Source organism: Nonomuraea sp. NPDC050202, from assembly GCF_040656115.1.
GTDB lineage: Bacteria > Actinomycetota > Actinomycetes > Streptosporangiales > Streptosporangiaceae > Nonomuraea.
Map to the genome: position 1 here is coordinate 1 of NZ_JBFALF010000022.1, position 16,849 is coordinate 16,849.

Consider the following 16,849-nt stretch of genomic DNA (forward strand, 5'->3'; position numbering starts at 1 on the left):
CACCCAGCAGGCCGCCCGGGCCGCCCGGGCCGCCCGGGCCGCCCGGGCCGCCCGGGCCGCCCGGGCCGCCCGGGCAGCCCGGCAGGCAGCCCGGCAGGCAGCCCGGCAGGCAGCCCGGCAGGCAGTACGGCGGAACCGTGTCCGGCTTCCACGGCTCCTGAATCCTCGACACTCATCGTCGCCGGCAGGCCCGGCCACGCCTGGTGGCACTGCCGGAAAGGCCGCGGCCGGTAAACCGGCGCGCTGATCCCCCGTGCGGGGGAGGCGCGTCCCTGCCCAGGCACGCGACCCTGGGGACATGGAGGGGCGCGTGACTGCTTCGCTACGGGTCAGGGTGACGGTGTATCTGCTGCTGGGCGGGCTGGTGCCGTGGGCGGGGGTGAAGACGGTGTGGACGCTCGGCGGTGACGCCCTCGGCGTGGACGGGGAGGCCTGGCGCCGGGGGATCGAGAGCGACGGCGACGCCGTCTACCGGGCGCTGGCGGCTGTGGGTGTCGATCTGACGGTGCTGGCGGCGCTGCTCGGCGTGTTCCTCGCGCTCGGGCTGGTGCAGCGGTGGGGGATGGTCTTCCCGCGGTGGACCCCGCTGCTCGCGGGGCGGCAGGTGCCTGCCCCGCTGCCGCTGATCCCGGCGTGGGCCGTGGGGCTCTGCCTCGGGACGTACGGGGTGGTGCTGCTGGTCATGGTGCCGCTCGGCCTGGCCGGGGTGATCGCCCGGTTCCCGCCGGTGCCGCCCTTCACCAGCAGCGGGGACGTGACCTGGATGATCCTGTTCGGCGGGCTGGCCTTCGGCGGCCTGGGAGCCGCGCTGGTCGTGGGGGCGTGGTCCTACGGGCGGCGCGGCGCCCGGCTCAGGACCAGAAGATCTCCCCGTGCCGGTCGACGAGACGTCCTGAGCCGGCGCCGGGATGCTCCGTAGCGAGGCCGACGATCGCGTCCGTCCCCTCGGTGACCGTCTGGGGGCCGGTGTGGCCGTTGAGGTCGGTCGCCGTGTAGCCGGGGTCGGCGGCGTTGACCCGGATGCCCGGCAGCGCCTTGGCGTACTGGGTGGTCAGCATCGTCAGCGCCGCCTTCGAGGCGGTGTAGAGCGGCGCGATGACCCTGGACTCGGGTCTGGACGGGTCGTGGGTGTGGGCGAGGGAGCCCATGCCGCTGCTGACGTTGATGATGACCGGGTCCGGCGATCGGCGCAGCAGCGGCAGGAACGCGGTGGTCGCCCGCACCACGCCGGCGAGGTTGACGTCGAGGACGGCCAGGGCGTCGGCGCCGGTGAGAGCGCTGGGATCGCCGGAAGGGCCGTGGACGCCGGCGTTGTTGATCAGAACGTCGATCGAGCCCTCGTGCCGGGCCACGTCCGCCGCCGCGGCGGTGACGGACGCGTCGTCGGTCACGTCGATCGGGACGAACCGCGCGCCGAGCGCGGCGGCGGCCTCCGCGCCCCGCTCGGGGTCGCGGGCTCCGAGCAGCACGGTGTGGCCGAGTTCGACGAGGCGGCGGGCGGTCTCCCGGCCGAGGCCCTTGTTCGCTCCGGTGATGAAAGTGATCGTCATGTGATGCATGGTCGTCCGGCCGCGGCGGCCCCGCCAGGGACGGCTCGACGGTAGGAGCAGCAGTACCACCGTCCACGTCGCCGCTGATGACCGGGCGTGCGCGAGGATGGAAGCCATGACGACGACACCACCCGGGGCCGGGCTGGGCGCGACGATCCGCGCGTGGCGCGACCGCCTGCCCCCGTCCGCCGCGGCGCTGCCCGTCCGCCCGGCGCGCCGCGCGAGCGGGCTGCGCCGCGAGGAGCTGGCCGAGCTCGCCGGCGTGTCGGTCGACTACGTCGTACGCCTGGAGCAGGGGCGCGCCACGACCCCCTCGGCGCAGGTGGTGGCGTCCCTGGCCCGCGCCCTGCAACTGTCCGCCGCCGAACGCGACCACCTCTACCGGCTGGCCCGCCTCGTCCCGCCGGCGGACGGCGCCGTCCGCGACCACATCCCGCCCGGCATGCACCGCGTGCTCACCCGGCTCGGGGACGTCGCGGTCGCCGTGTTCGCGGCGGACTGGCAGCTCGTCTGGTGGAACCACGGCTGGGCCGCGCTGCTGGGCGACCCCTCCTCCGCGCCGCCGCACCTGCGCAACTTCGCGCGCGACAGGTTCCCGATCGACGGCGGCCCCGCCCGCCTCGCGCTCTGGCCCGTCGTCGAGGCCGACCGCGACGGCACGGACGCCGCCGTCGTGTCCGACCTGCGCCGCGCGACCGGCCGCTTCCCCCGCGACGCGCGCCTGGCCGAGCTGATCCGCGTGCTGAACGCGGGCAACCGGCGCTTCGCCGAGCTGTGGGCGACCGGCGCGGTGGCCGCCCACCGCGAGGACCACAAGACGGTCCGGCATCCCTCGGTGGGCCCGGTCACCGTGGACTGCGACGTGCTGACCGACGGCGACTCCGAGCTCAAGATCGTGATCATGACAGCCGTACCCGGCAGCGAGGACGAGACGAAGCTGCGGCTCGCCTCGGTCGCCGGCCTGCCCGCAGGTCGCTGACCTGCCCGCTGGCGGTCAGGAGCGCCTGGCGGAAGTGGTGCTCAGCGGCCGGCGGTCACGCGGCGGCGGCCCAGCAGCAGGCCGAGGGCGATCATGCCGATGCCCAGCACCAGGTGCAGCCAGTTGTCCGCGGCATTGACCGGGACGAAGTTGGCCGGGCTGTCGTGGCCGACCAGCATGCCGTAGATCCAGAGCAGCAGGTAGATCGCCCCACCGCCGACGAGGAAGTTGCGCGCGCCGCTCCAGGTGCGGGCGAGCAGCACGCCGGCGATGCCGAACAGCAGGTGGACGATGTTGTGCAGGATCGAGATCTGGAAGACGCCGAGCAGGTGCGCGTCGGACTCGTGGCCCGCGAACCGCAGGTCGTCGTAGCCGGTGGTGATACCCGGGATGAAGCCGAGCACCCCGACGAGCAGGAAGACCACGCCGACGACGAGCGCGGCGAGCTGCACCGGGGAGCGGGTGGCGAGAGTACGCGGGGTGTCCATCGGGACCTCCCTAAATAGGCTGACCCTCCCCCTACCCCCAGACACGAGGTCAGTCGCCGCACCTGGGCGCCGGTTTGGGCAGAATAAATCTACACTGTAAAGGCGGTCGGCAAGGACGAGGAACTGCTCGGCCTCTGCCGGACGGCGCTCGCCGCCGTGGACGGTCACGCCGGAGACCGGCGGTGAGGCAGGAGCGCTTCCCTCCAGGGGCCGGCCGGACTCGACGGCCCTGGCCGGGAAGCGCCCACGGGTGCTCACCGGACGCGGCGCCCGTGACCGCGCGGGAGCCCGCCCGGAGGCCGCATCACGGCCGTGCCCGCGCGGCCTGGCCGGTGTGCGCCGCCACGAACGCGAAGGAGCCGGAGGCGACCCGGTAGACGGCATGATCGCCGTCCATCCGCAGGAACGTGGCCCGGTGCGGTGCCGCCACCAGGCGCCGGTCCTCGGCCGGCACCCACACCTCGGCGGTGGTGTTCGGCGGGACCTCGACCGTCAGCTCGAAGCGGCGGCCGGTCCTGGTCCATTCCGATCGGGCGGTGCCTTGGGGGGTGTCGTAGCTGCCCTTGACGGAGGCGAGGTCGCCGACCGGCTTGGGCTGGATGACGAGCTCGCGGTAGGCGATCGAGTCGTCGGCGGCGCGGATGCCGGCCAGGCCGGTGTGGAACCACTCCTCGATCTGGGCGAGGATCATGTGGTTCTTGGAGTCGCCGCGGTTCCAGCGTTCGCCGATGGTGGTCATGCCGCCCGGGTTGGCGGGGGTGGACTGCATGAAGTAGCCGTAGCTCGGCTGGTCGTCCTCCTGGAGCAGCTCCCACAGGACGTCGTCGCGCCCGCCGTCGGCCAGGGCCCGGACGGTCGGGGCCATGCCGATGGTGCCGCCGCTGAAGTGCGGTCCTTCGCCGTTGGGGTGGAAGGCGTACACGAGCTCGACGAGGGCGTCGAGGACGGCCTGGCGTTCCCCGTCGGGGACGAGGCCGGCGTCCAGGGCGAGCGCCTGGGCCGTCTGGGTGGCGCCGGTCGTGCCGGCGTTGCCGTCGGTGGTGTAACGGCGGAGCTGCTGGTTGTAGAAGCGGGCGTTGAAGGCGGTCTTGATGTCGGCGGCGAGTGCCTGGTAGCCGGTGGCGTCGGCGGTGTGGCCGGTCAGCTCGGCCATCCTGGCCAGTTTGGTGATCATGACGTAGTAGCCCCAGGTGCCGGTGATCCGGCCGGAGGTCTGGTCGGCGGCCACCCAGTCGGCGAGGGCGGCGTCCACGATGTGCGCGTCCGCGCCGGTCCCGGCCTTCTGGCGCTGGATGTATTCGGCGAAGGCGACCATCCGGTCGTAGTGCCGCGCCATCGTCTCGGTGTCGCCGTACAGCTCGTACAGCATCGCCGGGACGAGGATGACGGCGTTGCCCCAGTTGATCTCGTCGCCGAAGCGGCCGCTGTAGCCCCAGTCGTAGACGGGCGTCTTCAGCGCGACGTTGCCGCGCATCGGGGTGTCGGCGATCGACTGGCCCTCGGTGAGGTGCCGCATGGTGGTCTTGAGGTAGGCGGCGAGGTCGTGGTCGCGGTGGATGGCGCCCATGGGCATCGTGTAGTCGGCCGGGTAGGAGAGCTTCTCGCGGCCGGGGCAGTCGGTGAACACCGACATGATGTTGGCGGCGAAGGAGTAGCGGGCCATCGTGTGGATGCGGTTGATCCGGGCGTCGGAGGTGGTCACGCGGCCCGCGACGGGCGTGTCCGCCTGCAGCCGGACGCCCTGGATCAGGTCTTTCGCCGGGACGTGACCGTCGGGCAGGCCGGTGACCTGGATCCACTGCATGCCGAAGTAGGTGAAGTCCGGCTGCCAGCTCTCGCCGCCGGGCAGGCCGGCGGTGGTGTAGGTGTTGAACAGGTCGCGCCCCCGGTTGCCGCCGCCGCCCATCAGGGAGGCCTGGTCGACGGTGCCGTCCGCGGCGAGGGATTCGGCGGGTGACATGCGGATGGTGACACCGCTCGGCAACCCGCCCCTGAGGTTCAGCCGCGGCCGGCCGGTGATGTTCTGCCCGAGGTCGAACACCCAGACGCCGGGCACGGGGTTGGTCACGGAGACCGGGGTGAAGGTCTCGACGGCCTTGACCGGCTCGGCCGTGCGGGCGACGAGCCGGGTGGCGAGGTTCGGCGGTGGTGCGATGCCGGCGTCCGTCCAGGCCATGGGGGTGCCGTCGCGGCGCTTGGCGGTGGGGGAGAGGTCGGCGCCGGGGGAGTCCCAGCCGGGTTGCTCGCGGCGGGCGTCGTGGTCGGAGCCGGAGTACCAGGCGTCGGTGACGAGGGGGCCCAGGGCGGTGCGCCAGCTCCGGTCGGAGACGATGACGTCCGGCGGGCCGTCGGTGTAGGTGATCTCCAGGCGGGCGATCAGGCGCGGCGTCACCGCCGCGCCGGCGCTCGGGTCGCTGGCGGCGATGTTGTTGCCCGAGCCGGTCACCGTCGCGCCCGTGGAGTGCGGCCTGCCGAGCGCGGGGGTGAAGGTGATCTCGGAGGCGCCGATCGCGGTGATCGTGCGGGACTCGAGGTTGTCGCCGCCGTCGCCGGTGTCGATGTTGACGGTGCCGCCGACGTGGTAGCCGGTCACGCTGTCGAGGGACACGGTGGTGGCGCCGGGGGCGGTGCTCGCGGTCAGGGTGCCGCTGCCCTTGAGCTGGCTCTGCCACCAGGAGTAGGGCGCGGTCCGGCCGACGGCCGGGTTGGTGACGCTGCGCCGTACGTAGGCGGGGCCGTTGCCGAGCCGGACGCCGAGGGTGTTGGCGCCGGCGCGCAGGGTGCGGGCGAGGTCGTAGGTGCGGTACTCGCTGGAGAGCTGGTAGTTGGAGTTGCCGGGGGCGAGCACCTCGTCGGTGAGCCCGCGGCCGTTGAGCGTGGGCAGGTGCAGGCCGACGCCGGACAGGTAGAGGCGGGCGCTCGCCACGCGCCTGCGCCGGTCGAGGTCGAACGCGCGGGCGAAGATCGGCATGGGCTGGGATTCGGTGCGGCCGGGGTGGTCGATCCAGCGGGCCTGCCCCCAGTCGCCCTGCCGGAGCAGGCCCATCTCCCAGGAGGACGGCCTGCTCCAGGCCGACGGCTGCCCGCCGGCGTCCCAGACGCGGACGTGCCAGCTGATCCGCTGCCGCGAGGCGAGCGGCCGCCCGCCGTAGCGGACGCCGGACTGGGTGGCGGAGCGCACCTTGCCGGAGTCCCACAGCAGCCGCCCGCGCCCGAGGTCGCTCTCGCTCGCGGCAGCCTGGATCTGGTACGCGGTCTGCGCGTCGGCCGGGCAGGCGGCCCGGGAACCGGGCCGGTGGCACGGATGGCCGGCGGCGCCCCTGGCCGGGGTCATCCGCCATCCCAGCAAGGGGGCGGGGTTGTCGATGCCGAGAGGCTGGTCGCGCCGGCCGTCCACGCGCAGGTTCACGACCTCGACGTGGGGCTGTCCGCCGGCGGCGGCCGGCGCGGGGTTGAGGGGCTGTCCCAGGACGAGGGTGAACGTCACTCCCAGTCCTGCCCATAAGCGGATCCGGCGGCGTAATGAGGACACGAAACCACTCCCTGCGGCCCTAAAACGATTTAAGAACCTTGCAGACGCCGTTAACGTAAGCGTTGCGAGGTGGGCCGTCAAGGGAGGTTTGAGTAACGGTTCACGTGGTCGCAGCACGTCAGGTCACTGAGGACCTTGCGATTCGGGTATCGGTACGCGCCGACCGCTCAAGCTCGAGTCGCGCTGCCGTCCGGACCTCCCTGACCTGCTAAAACGATTCAACAGGCGGGAGATCGCGGTCACCGATCGGGCCGGGGCTGGGTGAAGCGTACGAGGTTGCCGGACGGATCGAGGAAGGCGCAGTCGCGGGCGCCGTCCGGCCGGCTGATGGGCTCCTGCATCACCTCGGCGCCCGCCGCCTCCAGCAGCCGGAACGTGGCGTCGCAGTCGTCGGTCACGAAGACGAGGCGGCCCAGCAGGCCCTTGGCCAGCAGGTCCTCGATCGCCCGCCGGTCCGCCGGCGGGACACCCGGGTCCGCGCCGGGCGATCCGAGGAGGATCCGCAGGTCCGGCTGCGCCGGCGGGCCGACGCTCACCCATCGCGTTCCCCCGGCCTCGACGTCGTCACGCACCTCGAAGCCGAGCACGTCACGGTAGAAGCCGAGCGCCCGGTCCAGGTCGTGGACGGCGAGAGCGCACTGCGAGAGCCTCAGACGCGGGCCGCTCAAAGCCGCTCCCTGGTGGCGGCGGGGAGAAGGACGATGTCGAGGTCGCCGAGCCGGTCGGGATCGGTGTCGATGGCGATGCGGGTGATCCTGCCGCCGATGACGGTGAACGCGAAGACGGCCCTCGGCCGGCCCCGGTGCAGCCAGACGGCCGACGGAACGCCGTCGACCAGGGCGAGCCGGGCCGCCTTGGCCCCGCCCGCGAAGAAGGTCGCCACCGCGTGGCCGCCGCGGATCTCGCCGACCACCACGTCCGGATCGAGGATCTCGATCAGGGCGGCGAAGTCGCCGTTCCTGGAGGCGGAGAGGAAGGCCTCGACGATGTCCCGCTTCGCCGGCCGCGCGGCCTCGGCCGCGCCGGCCGCGCCCTGCACCCGGCGCCGGGCCCGGCTGGCGAGCTGCCGGGCCGCGGCGGGGGAGCGGTCGATGATGGTGCCGATCTCGCCGAACGACACGGCGAAGACGTCGTGCAGGACGAACGCGAGCCGTTCCACGGGCGCCAGCGTGTCCAGCACCACCATCAGCGCGACACCGACCGAATCGGCCAGCAGCGCCTCGTCCTCGGGGCCGGCCCGGCCGGGCGCCTGGACGCCCGCGTGCGGCGTGGCCGGCTCGGGAGGCAGTGCCCCGGCCGCGTCCTCACGCCGGTTGCGGCGTGCCTCCAGCATGTTCAGGCAGACGCGGGCGACGACCGTGGTCAGCCAGCCGGCCGGGTTCTCCACCTGCCCGGTGTCGGCGCGGCTGACCCGCAGCCACGCCTCCTGTACGGCGTCCTCGGCCTCGCCGGGTGAGCCGAGCATCCGGTAGGCCACCGCGCGCAGGCGGTCCTGGTGCTCGGTGAACCGCTCGCTGACCCAGTCCTGTTCGGCCATCTGTCACATTCCTCCGTCTCACCGGTCATTCAGATTGACCGACACAACGGAGAAATGTGACATCGGGGCCCGGCTCCGGTGTCGCACCTGTCAGTACAGATAAGAGGAGACACAACGTGAAAGCGCACGTGAGCTCGATCCTGCTCGGCGTCCAGGACATGGAGCGGGCCAAGCGGTTCTACACCGACGGGCTCGGCTGGAAGGTCAAGAACGACTACGGCATCTCGGTGTTCTTCGAATCGGACGGGGCCTCGCCCGTCGGCTTCTACGGCCGCGAGGGCCTGGCCGGCCAGGTGGGCACGAGCGCGGAGGGCAGCGGGTTCAGCGGGCTGGTGCTGACCTACGTCGTCCGTAGCCAGGAGCGGGTGGACGAGGTCATGGCGGAGGCCGAGAAGGCCGGCGCCACGATCCTCAAGCCCGCCGGGGCGTTGCCGTGGGGCGGGTACGGCGGCACGTTCGCCGACCCGGACGGCTACATCTGGAGCCTCGGCTACAGCGCCCGGGGAGGGGACCAGCCGTACGCGGAGTAAGGGCATGACGAACGCGGAGTAAGGGCCTGACGAAGCGGTCCGGCGCCGGCGCGGGTCAGGGCCGGCGCCGGACCCGGTACAGGCCCTTCGTCCCGGCGGGCCGGGGACTTTCGGCCCTGCCTCCCCCGGCCCGTACAACGATCATGGAAGCAGGCACCCGCCGGGGCAGGAGATCCCCATCCCCGAGGCGGCCCCCGGCCCGGCAGCGGATCGGTGGCAGTGACCGGCAGTCACAGTGGCGAGCCCGGCCGGCCGGGCAGGGGCCGCGTCCATCCCGCCCGGCGGGTGTCTTCGAACGCGCGGCCCCTGAGCGGACGCAACCCCGGTGACCTGCTGCGGCCCGACGCGGACGGTCACGTGGCGCTCGCCGCGTGAGGCATGTGCCGTCCCTCCCGGAGCCGTTGGACCCTCACGCCGGGGCCACCCGGCCCTGCCTTGGCGGGCCCGCGCGTGGTGCGATGAGAGGTGACGAGGGAGGAAATCGTGATCATCGTAGGAGTGGACGGATCCGTGGCCTCGCGAGCCGCCGTGGAGTGGGCGGCCGGCGACGCCGCCCGCAGGCACCTGCCGCTGCGGATCGTGCACGTGGTGGACACCTCGTGGTACCTGGTCGGCAAGCGCCCCGACGCGGCCCTGCCCGACACGCTGCTGCGCGGCGGGCGGCAGGTGCTGCAGGAGGCGGAGGCCCTGGCCCGCGAGCGGCAGCCGGCCGTCGAGGCCACCACGGAGCTGGTGACGGGCAGGCCCGCCGAGGTGCTGCGCGAGAGGGCCGGAGACGCCGTCGAGCTGGTGGCCGGCAGCCGCGGGCTGGGCGGGTTCGCCGGCGCGCTGGTGGGCTCGGTGAGCATGCACCTGGCCGGGCACGTGCACTGCCCCGTCGTGGTGGTGCACGCCGCGCACCTGCCCGCGCAGGGGGAGGTCGTGGTGGGGGTGGACGACTCGCCGGAGTGCGAGCCCGCCCTGGCCTACGCCTTCGATCAGGCGGAGCTGCGCGGCGCGGCGCTCAGGGCCGTGCACGCCTGGCAGCTCCCGGTGCACGCCTACGCCCCGGACATCGTGTACGACATGGACGAGGTCCGCGCCGCGCGGCTCCAGGTCGTCCGCGACCGGTTGAAGACGCTCGGCCGCGACCACCCGCGGGTGGAGGTGATCGAGGACGTGCGGAGCGCGCACCCGGTGGACGCGCTCACCGCGGCGGCCGAACGGGCCGACCTGCTCGTCGTCGGCTCGCACGGGCGCGGCGCTCTCGGATCGGCGCTGCTCGGCTCGGTCAGCCGGAACGTGCTGCACCACGCCCGCTGCCCGGTGGCCGTGGTTCGCGCCTGACGGCGCGGGGTCTTCGTCATGGTCGCCGGGGACGTCCGCCGCCGGCCGGCCGCGGAGCCGGAGGCCGACGCCCGGGCGGTACCCCGTTCACGGTCCAGGCCGAGGCCGGGGGTGGTGAGGGTGGGTGGCCGGGTGCGGTGGCGGCGTCAGTGGAAGTCCGTGAGGCGGAAGACCGCCAGCATGTCCCCCGCCCGCGACGAGCCGGTCGAGAAGGAGGCTTCTGCGCCGACCCAGCCGCGGAAGGCCCCGCTGTCGTCGATGACCTGCATGAGCGGCTTGACGTGCGAGTTGCCGGTGTAGCAGAACTCGCGGCGCTCCATCGCCAGGCAGGTGCACCAGTGCCACATCGTGTCGCGGCGGTCGGAGTTGGAGATCTTCGTGAGGTAGTACTGGATGGAGCTGACGCCGGCCTTGGTGCCGCCGCCGTAGTGGGGGCAGCCGCCCGACTTCTGGCAGGCGCCGCGCGAGGACGGCTGCAGGTAGGTCAGGCACGAGGTCGTGGTCGTGCAGGCGCGGAAGGACGAATGGCTGAACGGCTGGTCGTTCGAGGTGACGAGCTTGCCGCCCGCCCAGCTCGTCAGGTCCTGCCGCAGCGAGCCGGGGAACGCCTTCACCGAGCTCATCTCGCGCCGGGTGCCGATCGTGGCGTTGCTGCCGTAGCCGTACCCGTGCGTGGCCAGGGTGCTCCGCTTGAGGTCGAGGCGGGCCAGCTTGCCGTCGGGTGAGCGGCGCACGTACCACTGCTCCGTCCAGGCCTGGGCGATCTTCCACCGGATGGTGAGCACGTCGCCCGCCATGCTGTACGTCCCGGTGCGGCTCTCGTCGGGGGCGCCGGTGAAACCGCCGGCGGTGAGCACCCGGCAGGTGCGGGGACGCGAGGCGGAACCGCCCGCCTTGGTGGTGCAGCCCTGGTCGGGGACCATGCCGGTGCGCTGCCTGGCCTCGGGATGACGCTGCCACCACAGGTACAGGGAGGCGCTGACCGTGCCGTTCGCGGCGAAGCGGTAGCTGCCCAGGCGGAGCCAGTTCTGCCGGGAGGCGGCCTTCAGGTGACCCTGCGAGACGACGTAGGTGGTCTTGCCGCCGGGGAGCGGCGCGGCGGAGGCGGGTGGGACGGGCAGGAGGGTGATGGCGAGGACGAAGGAGAGGATCGTCGCTGCGGTTCGCATGAAACAGGCTCCGGGTGGCTTACGGGCTTGACCGGTCATCAACCGGTCACCGTACGCGATCTCCACCGGGCCTGTCCCGGGAACGGCCACAGCGCGGGCTCCGTCCTGGGAGCCGTCCAGCTCAGGGCGCGGCGGAGGCGGCGGGAGCGCTCAGGGCGCGGCGGGGGTGGCGGGAGTGCTCAGGGCGCCGGCGCGTGCGGCGGCCAGCGCGACGTGCGCCGCCCGGTCGGCGACGGCCTCGTCCACCGGGTCGGCGGTGATGAGCAGGCGCAGGTAGATCGGCGCGGCCAGGGTTCTCAGCAGCTCGGCGGGGTCAGTGCCGGCGGGGAGCTCGCCGCGGCCGACGGCGCGCAGCACCACCGGCTGGGCCCTGGCGAGCCGGTCGTCGAACACGTGCCGCCGGGCCGCGGCGATCTCGGGCAGGTGGGCCGCCCCGGTGAACATGGCGGCGAGGATGGCCTGCCCGGTGGGGCTGGTGAACGCCTGGACGAGCGAGCGGGCCAGCGCCCGCAGATCGCTGTCGATCGCACCGGTGTCGGGAACGGGGATGTCGGCGGCCATGTGCTCGGCCAGGGCCTCGGTGAGCAGGCTTTCGCGATCCTTCCACCGCCGGTACACCGTCGTCTTGTGGACTCCGGCGCGCTGGGCGACGTTGTCGACGGTCAGCGCGGCGTAGCCCTTGTCGACGAGCTCGGCGAGCGCGGCGGCGTGGACGGCGGCGCGTACCTTGGCGCCGCGGCCGACCGGCCTGGCGGGGGGCTGATCAGACTGCATTGCAACTCCGAGTTGCGATACTTCGGGAGCGACTGGCAGGATCAGCGTATCGCAACTTCGAGTTGCGATACGTTCCCCGTCGCGTTCTTCCCCCGAGGTGGCACATCATGCGCAAGCCCGCCGCCTGGACTCTCCAGGCCGTCCCCGACCAGACCGGCCGCGTCGCGGTGGTGACCGGCGCCAACAGCGGCATCGGCTACGTCACCGCCCGCGAGCTGGCCCGCCGCGGCGCGCACGTCGTGCTGGCCTGCCGCGACCCCGGACGCGGCCGCGCCGCCCTCACCCGCATGGGTGACGAGGTGCCCGGCGCGCACCTCGAGCTGCGCCAGCTGGACCTCGGCAGCCTGGCCTCCATCAGGGAGTTCGCCGCCGGCTGGCGGCGCGGCCGGCTCGATCTGCTGGTCAACAACGCAGGGGTGGCGATGGTGCCCTACGCCCGGACCGCCGACGGGTTCGAGTCGCAGTTCGGCATCGACCATCTGGGCACCTTCGCCCTGACCGGCCTGCTCCTGCCCCACCTGCTCGCCGCGCCCGATCCCCGGGTGGTCACCGTCAGCAGCGAGGGGCAGCGGTTCGCCCGCTTCGACCTGGACAACCTCAACGCCGAGCGCGGCTACCGCGCGGCGTTCGCGTACGTGCAGGCCAAGCGGGCCAACCTCTACTTCGCCGTCGAGCTGCAGCGCCGGGCCGACGCCGCCGGGCTGAGGCTGCGCAGCATGGCCGTCGCCCCCGGGCTCACCCGCACCAACGTGCTCACCGGCGGCGCCAACAGCAGCAGGGGACGGCTGTACGCGGCCCTGACCCGCCTGCTGGTGCGAGTGGCGTTCCGCCCGCCCCTGGAGGGGGCCAAGACCTCCCTGTACGCGGCGACCGAGCCGGGCCTGCCCGGCGGCAGCTACATCGTCCCCGACGGCCTGCTGCAACTGCGGGGGGAGCCGGTCCGCCGTACTCGTGAGCGGGCCATCCGCGACGCCGCCACGGCCGCCGACCTGTGGCGGTTGTCCGAACGCCTCACCGGCGTCGGCTACGCCCTGTCCGCGGCACCCTGCTGATCGAGCGTGCCGTGCGCCTGCGCCGACAGGTCCTGCCAGTCGTCCCAGGTCTTGAGCCGGTCGGTGTAGGCCTGCTGGATCATCGGGTAGAAGCCCTGGCCGAAGAGCACCCGCAGGGGCGGGTTGTCCAGGTCGGCGAGCTTGAGGAGCGCCTGGGCGGCGGCGGCGGGGTCGCCCGCGGGCTGCCTTCCCGCGACCGCGCCCAGGCGCAGCCGGAGGTCGTCGTAGGCCGGGTCGGGCAGGGCCACGTGGCCGTTGTCGAGCGGGTCGGGGTTCTTGCCGTCGCGGGTGGCGAAGCCGCCGGGCTCGACGATGGTCACCTTGACGCCGAAGCCGGCGACCTCGCCGGCGAGGGCTTCGTTCAGGCCTTCCAGAGCCCACTTGGAGGCGTGGTAGGCGCCGCCGAGCGGCATGGCGATGAGCCCGGCGGCCGAGGACAGCTGGATGATGTGCCCCGAGCGCTGCTCGCGCAGGTACGGCAGCGCGGCCTGGATCACCCACACCGCGCCGAACAGGTTGGTCTCCATCTGGTCGCGCAGCTGCTGCTCGGTCAGCTCCTCGACCGCGCCGATCTGGGCGAAGCCGGCGTTGTTCACGATGACGTCCAGGCGCCCGAAGTGCTCCTTGGCCGCCTTGACGCTCTCGAGGACGGCGGCCTTGTCGGTCACGTCCATCGCGAGCGGGAGCACCGCGTCGCCGTAGGCGGTCACCAGGTCGTCGAGGCTCGCGGTGGCGCGGGCGGTCGCGGCCACCCTGTCGCCGCGCGACAGGGCCGCCTCGACGAACTGGCGGCCCAGGCCGCGCGACGAACCGGTGATGAACCAGACCTTGCTCATGATGTCTTTCCGTTCTCCATGCCCGTGGCGGATGCGCCTTGACGACCATGAGACGCCGGCGGCCCCGGCGCCTGTGACACCGCGGGCATGTGGCATACGCCACCCGTCACGGGTGTCACACCGCGGCGGCGGGCGGCGACTCGTTGATGGAGCACACTTGACAGCGAACAGGTAGGAGCAGGACATGAACGAGCGCAGCGAGCCGACGGCGGCCACGGGCGAGCCACCGGCCGGCGGCGGGCCGGTGGACGCCGCCACCGAGGCGTTCGTCGCCCACCGCAACCTGCTGTTCACCGTCGCCTACGAGATGCTCGGGTCGGTGGCCGACGCCGAGGACGTCCTGCAGGAGACCTGGCTGGGGTGGATCAAGGTCGATCTGGAGCAGGTGCTCGACCGGCGCGCCTACCTGGTCAGGATCGCGACCAGGCGGTCGCTGGACCGGCTGCGCTCGATGAAGCGCCGCAGGGAGGAGTACATCGGCCCCTGGCTTCCGGAGCCGCTGCTCACCACGCCGGACGTGGCCGAGAACGCCGAGCTCGCGGAGAGCGTGTCGATGGCGCTCATGCTCGTCCTGGAGACGCTGTCGCCGACCGAGCGGGCCGTGTTCGTGCTGCGCGAGGTGTTCGACGTCGGCTACGACGAGATCGCCGCCGCCGTGGGCAAGAGCCCGGCGGCCGTCCGGCAGATCGCGCACCGCGCCCGCCGGCACGTCGATGCCCGCCGCCCCCGCGAGGTGGTCCCCCCGGGCGTGGCCAGGTCGGCGCTGGCGTCGTTCCAGCGCGCGTTCGAGACCGGGGACCTGCAGGGGCTGCTGGACGTGCTCGCCCCCGACGTCGTGCTGATCAGCGACGGCGGCGGCGTCAAGCAGGCCTCGCCGCGGCCGATCGTCGGCGCCGGCAAGGTGGCCCGCTTCATCGTCGGCGGGATCGGCAAGGCCCAGTTCACGCCCACCGGCGAGCCCACCGTGGTCAACGGCAACCCGGCACTCGTGCTCCGCGTGAACGGCGAGATCGACGGCGTCATCGCCGTCAGGGTCGAGGACGCCCGCATCACCGGCCTCTACTACGTCCGCAACCCGCAGAAGCTGACCGGCATCGCGTCGGAGGTGCCGCTCGCCCTGCGCTGAACGCGGGCCGCGAGGAGGCGACGATCAGCAGGTAGAGTCCAGACTTGTGGATGTCTACCTGCTGATCCTCGGGGATCACCTGCCGGATCCACGTACCGGGCGAGCGCCTTCCGAGCCGGATCGCGTGCGCGCCATCGTCGACCAGGCCGTCGCGGCCGAACAGGCCGGATTCACCGGCGTCGCCATCGGCGAGCACCACTTCACCCGCTACATCGTCTCCGCGCCGGAGCTCCTGCTCGCCGCCATCGCGGCCCGCACCACCACCCTGCGGCTGTCCACCGGCGTCACCCTGCTGGCCCACCACGACCCCGTGCGCGTCGCGGAGGAGCTCGCCACCCTCGACGTGCTGTCCGCCGGGCGCGCCGAGCTCATCGTGGCCCGCGGCGTGTCGAAGGAGACCGACGTCGCCTTCGGCATCGCCCCCTCGGACCTGCGGCCGCGCTTCCACGAATACCTGCGCCTGCTGCTGAAACTGCTGCAGGAGGAGAACGTCACCTGGCGCGGCACGTTCCGCAGCCCGCTGGAGGGCGTGACCACCACCCCCCGCCCGGTCCAGCGGCCGCACCCGACGTTATGGGTCGGCAGCGGCTCGGCGGCCTCCGCCGACTTCGCCGCCGAGCTGGGCATGCCGCTCATGCTGCCCAGCACCCTGCGCGACCCCGGCGTCTACGTGGACGTCGTGGCCGGCTACCGGCGCGACGACCCCGGCCGGGTCGCGCTGCCCAGCCACGTGTTCGTCGCCGAGCGCGGCGCGCGCGAACGGTGGCGGCCCTACCTGGAGGCGTACGCCGCGTTCGCCAGCCCGTGGCGGGGCGACGGCAACGCGATCGACATCGACATGTTGATGGAGGGCGCGGCGATCTGCGGCGATCCCGGCGAGGTCGCCGACCGGCTCAACGCGCAGCAGAAGCTGCTCGGGCTCGACGCGCACCTGGTGCTGATCGACATCGGCGGCCTGCCTCGGGAAGAGGTGCTGACCGCGATCCGGCTGTTCGGCGAGCAGGTCATCCCCCGGCTCACCGCCTGACGACGGGCGGACACCGGGCTGACGGGGGCTGACGGGGGCTGACGAGGTCTGACGGGGGCTGACGCCGGACTGACCGGGGCGGACGCCGGCCACCGATGAGTTCCACGGCCGGGCCGGGTCTACCTCTGTGTACCGCAAGACGCGCACCCGATCAGTGAGGGACCCATGAGTACGAACGCACTACCGCCCGTCGTCGACGCCGCCACCTGGCAGCGTCAGCTCGACGAGCTGCGCGCCCGGGAGAAGGCCGCCACCCGGGAACTCGACGCCATCGCCGCCCAGCGCCGCCGCCTGCCCATGGTGCGGATGCCGGACTACATCCTCGAGGGCGAGCACGGGCCGGTCCGGCTGGCCGACGTCTTCGAAGGCAGGAGGCAGCTGATCGTCTACAACCACATGTGGTTCGCGGGCAAGGAGTGGCAGTGCCCCGGCTGCACGGGGTTCACCTCGCAGTACACCCGGCTGGAGTTCCTGGACGGCTACGACGCCCGGTTCGTCGTCGTCACCCAGGGCCCGATCGACGAGGCGCTCGCCTACAAGCGGCGGGTCGGGAACAAGATGACCTGGTACTCCACCGCGAACAGCCCGTTCGGGACCGACGTCGGCGCACCGCCCGGCGGCGGTTTCGCCGTCAACGTGTTCCTGCGCGACGGCGACACCGTCTACCGCACCTGGCACACCAACGGCCGGGGCACCGAGCAGCTCAGCCACAGCTTCGCGCTGATCGACCTGCTGCCGTACGGGCGGCAGGAGGAGTGGCAGGACTCACCCGACGGCTGGCCGCAGTCGCCCACCTACAGCCGGTGGCTCGACTCCAAGGAGATCGCCGCGATGTACGGCCCGGGCACGGTCTAGGGACACGGTTTCCAGGGACGCCCAGGGACGCCCAGGGAGGCCGTCCAGGGACACGGTGGCCGGCAGAA

General features: G+C 73.0%; 16 protein-coding genes. 8 read left to right on the forward strand and 8 right to left on the reverse strand.

The window, feature by feature from the left end; translation table 11 throughout:
- Positions 1-310: 310 nt before the first annotated feature.
- On the forward strand, positions 311-919 hold the full coding sequence (locus AB0I79_RS40720) for a hypothetical protein (RefSeq protein WP_357885211.1): 609 nt from the start codon (positions 311-313) through the stop codon (positions 917-919).
- On the opposite strand, the gene AB0I79_RS40725 is transcribed toward AB0I79_RS40720, so the two are convergent.
- Complete coding sequence (locus tag AB0I79_RS40725; protein ID WP_357885213.1) at positions 852-1,550, reverse strand: SDR family NAD(P)-dependent oxidoreductase; 699 nt, start codon at positions 1,548-1,550, stop codon at positions 852-854. The genes AB0I79_RS40720 and AB0I79_RS40725 overlap by 68 nt on opposite strands.
- Before the next feature lie 115 nt (positions 1,551-1,665).
- On the opposite strand from AB0I79_RS40725, the gene AB0I79_RS40730 reads away from it, so the two are divergent.
- The gene (locus AB0I79_RS40730; RefSeq protein ID WP_357885215.1) at positions 1,666-2,529 is read left to right on the forward strand and encodes a helix-turn-helix transcriptional regulator; all 864 of its coding nucleotides are present in this window, start codon (positions 1,666-1,668) and stop codon (positions 2,527-2,529) included.
- A 41-nt stretch (positions 2,530-2,570) separates the two neighbouring features.
- Here the strand turns inward: AB0I79_RS40730 and AB0I79_RS40735 are convergent, their stop codons facing one another.
- From AB0I79_RS40735 to AB0I79_RS40750, 4 genes are all read right to left on the reverse strand, one after another.
- Complete coding sequence (locus tag AB0I79_RS40735; protein ID WP_357885217.1) at positions 2,571-3,017, reverse strand: DUF4383 domain-containing protein; 447 nt, start codon at positions 3,015-3,017, stop codon at positions 2,571-2,573.
- 304 nt (positions 3,018-3,321) lie between these two features.
- The gene (locus AB0I79_RS40740; RefSeq protein WP_357885219.1) at positions 3,322-6,504 is read right to left on the reverse strand and encodes a family 78 glycoside hydrolase catalytic domain; all 3,183 of its coding nucleotides are present in this window, start codon (positions 6,502-6,504) and stop codon (positions 3,322-3,324) included.
- 284 nt (positions 6,505-6,788) lie between these two features.
- Positions 6,789-7,217, reverse strand: coding sequence for a VOC family protein (locus AB0I79_RS40745; protein ID WP_357885221.1), 429 nt, complete (start codon positions 7,215-7,217; stop codon positions 6,789-6,791).
- Positions 7,214-8,086 (reverse strand): sigma-70 family RNA polymerase sigma factor, encoded by an 873-nt coding sequence (locus AB0I79_RS40750; RefSeq protein WP_357885223.1) that lies wholly within the window; start codon positions 8,084-8,086, stop codon positions 7,214-7,216. The genes AB0I79_RS40745 and AB0I79_RS40750 overlap by 4 nt, the downstream gene beginning before the upstream one ends.
- A gap of 116 nt (positions 8,087-8,202) precedes the next feature.
- On the opposite strand from AB0I79_RS40750, the gene AB0I79_RS40755 reads away from it, so the two are divergent.
- Positions 8,203-8,616: a VOC family protein gene (locus tag AB0I79_RS40755; protein ID WP_357885225.1), complete on the forward strand. Its 414-nt coding sequence runs from the start codon at positions 8,203-8,205 to the stop codon at positions 8,614-8,616.
- A gap of 483 nt (positions 8,617-9,099) precedes the next feature.
- Positions 9,100-9,942, forward strand: coding sequence for a universal stress protein (locus AB0I79_RS40760; protein ID WP_357885227.1), 843 nt, complete (start codon positions 9,100-9,102; stop codon positions 9,940-9,942).
- A 146-nt stretch (positions 9,943-10,088) separates the two neighbouring features.
- Here the strand turns inward: AB0I79_RS40760 and AB0I79_RS40765 are convergent, their stop codons facing one another.
- On the reverse strand, positions 10,089-11,111 hold the full coding sequence (locus AB0I79_RS40765; protein WP_357885229.1) for a hypothetical protein: 1,023 nt from the start codon (positions 11,109-11,111) through the stop codon (positions 10,089-10,091).
- A 150-nt stretch (positions 11,112-11,261) separates the two neighbouring features.
- Complete coding sequence (locus tag AB0I79_RS40770) at positions 11,262-11,885, reverse strand: TetR/AcrR family transcriptional regulator (protein WP_357885231.1); 624 nt, start codon at positions 11,883-11,885, stop codon at positions 11,262-11,264.
- A gap of 107 nt (positions 11,886-11,992) precedes the next feature.
- On the opposite strand from AB0I79_RS40770, the gene AB0I79_RS40775 reads away from it, so the two are divergent.
- Entirely contained in the window at positions 11,993-12,937 is a 945-nt protein-coding gene (locus AB0I79_RS40775; RefSeq protein ID WP_357885233.1) for an oxidoreductase, read from the forward strand.
- On the opposite strand, the gene AB0I79_RS40780 is transcribed toward AB0I79_RS40775, so the two are convergent.
- The gene (locus AB0I79_RS40780) at positions 12,910-13,773 is read right to left on the reverse strand and encodes an SDR family NAD(P)-dependent oxidoreductase (protein WP_357885235.1); all 864 of its coding nucleotides are present in this window, start codon (positions 13,771-13,773) and stop codon (positions 12,910-12,912) included. The two genes, AB0I79_RS40775 and AB0I79_RS40780, sit on opposite strands and share 28 nt — an antisense overlap.
- A gap of 184 nt (positions 13,774-13,957) precedes the next feature.
- On the opposite strand from AB0I79_RS40780, the gene AB0I79_RS40785 reads away from it, so the two are divergent.
- The 3 genes from AB0I79_RS40785 (at position 13,958) to AB0I79_RS40795 (ending at position 16,781) form a co-directional block, all read left to right on the forward strand.
- Positions 13,958-14,899 carry an RNA polymerase sigma-70 factor gene (locus tag AB0I79_RS40785; protein WP_357885236.1) on the forward strand — a complete coding sequence of 314 codons (942 nt, stop codon included), beginning with the start codon at positions 13,958-13,960 and terminating at the stop codon, positions 14,897-14,899.
- Positions 14,900-14,945: 46 nt separating this feature from the next.
- On the forward strand, positions 14,946-15,926 hold the full coding sequence (locus AB0I79_RS40790) for an LLM class flavin-dependent oxidoreductase (RefSeq protein WP_357885238.1): 981 nt from the start codon (positions 14,946-14,948) through the stop codon (positions 15,924-15,926).
- Positions 15,927-16,091: 165 nt separating this feature from the next.
- Positions 16,092-16,781 (forward strand): DUF899 family protein, encoded by a 690-nt coding sequence (locus AB0I79_RS40795; protein WP_357885240.1) that lies wholly within the window; start codon positions 16,092-16,094, stop codon positions 16,779-16,781.
- Positions 16,782-16,849 lie beyond the last annotated feature (68 nt).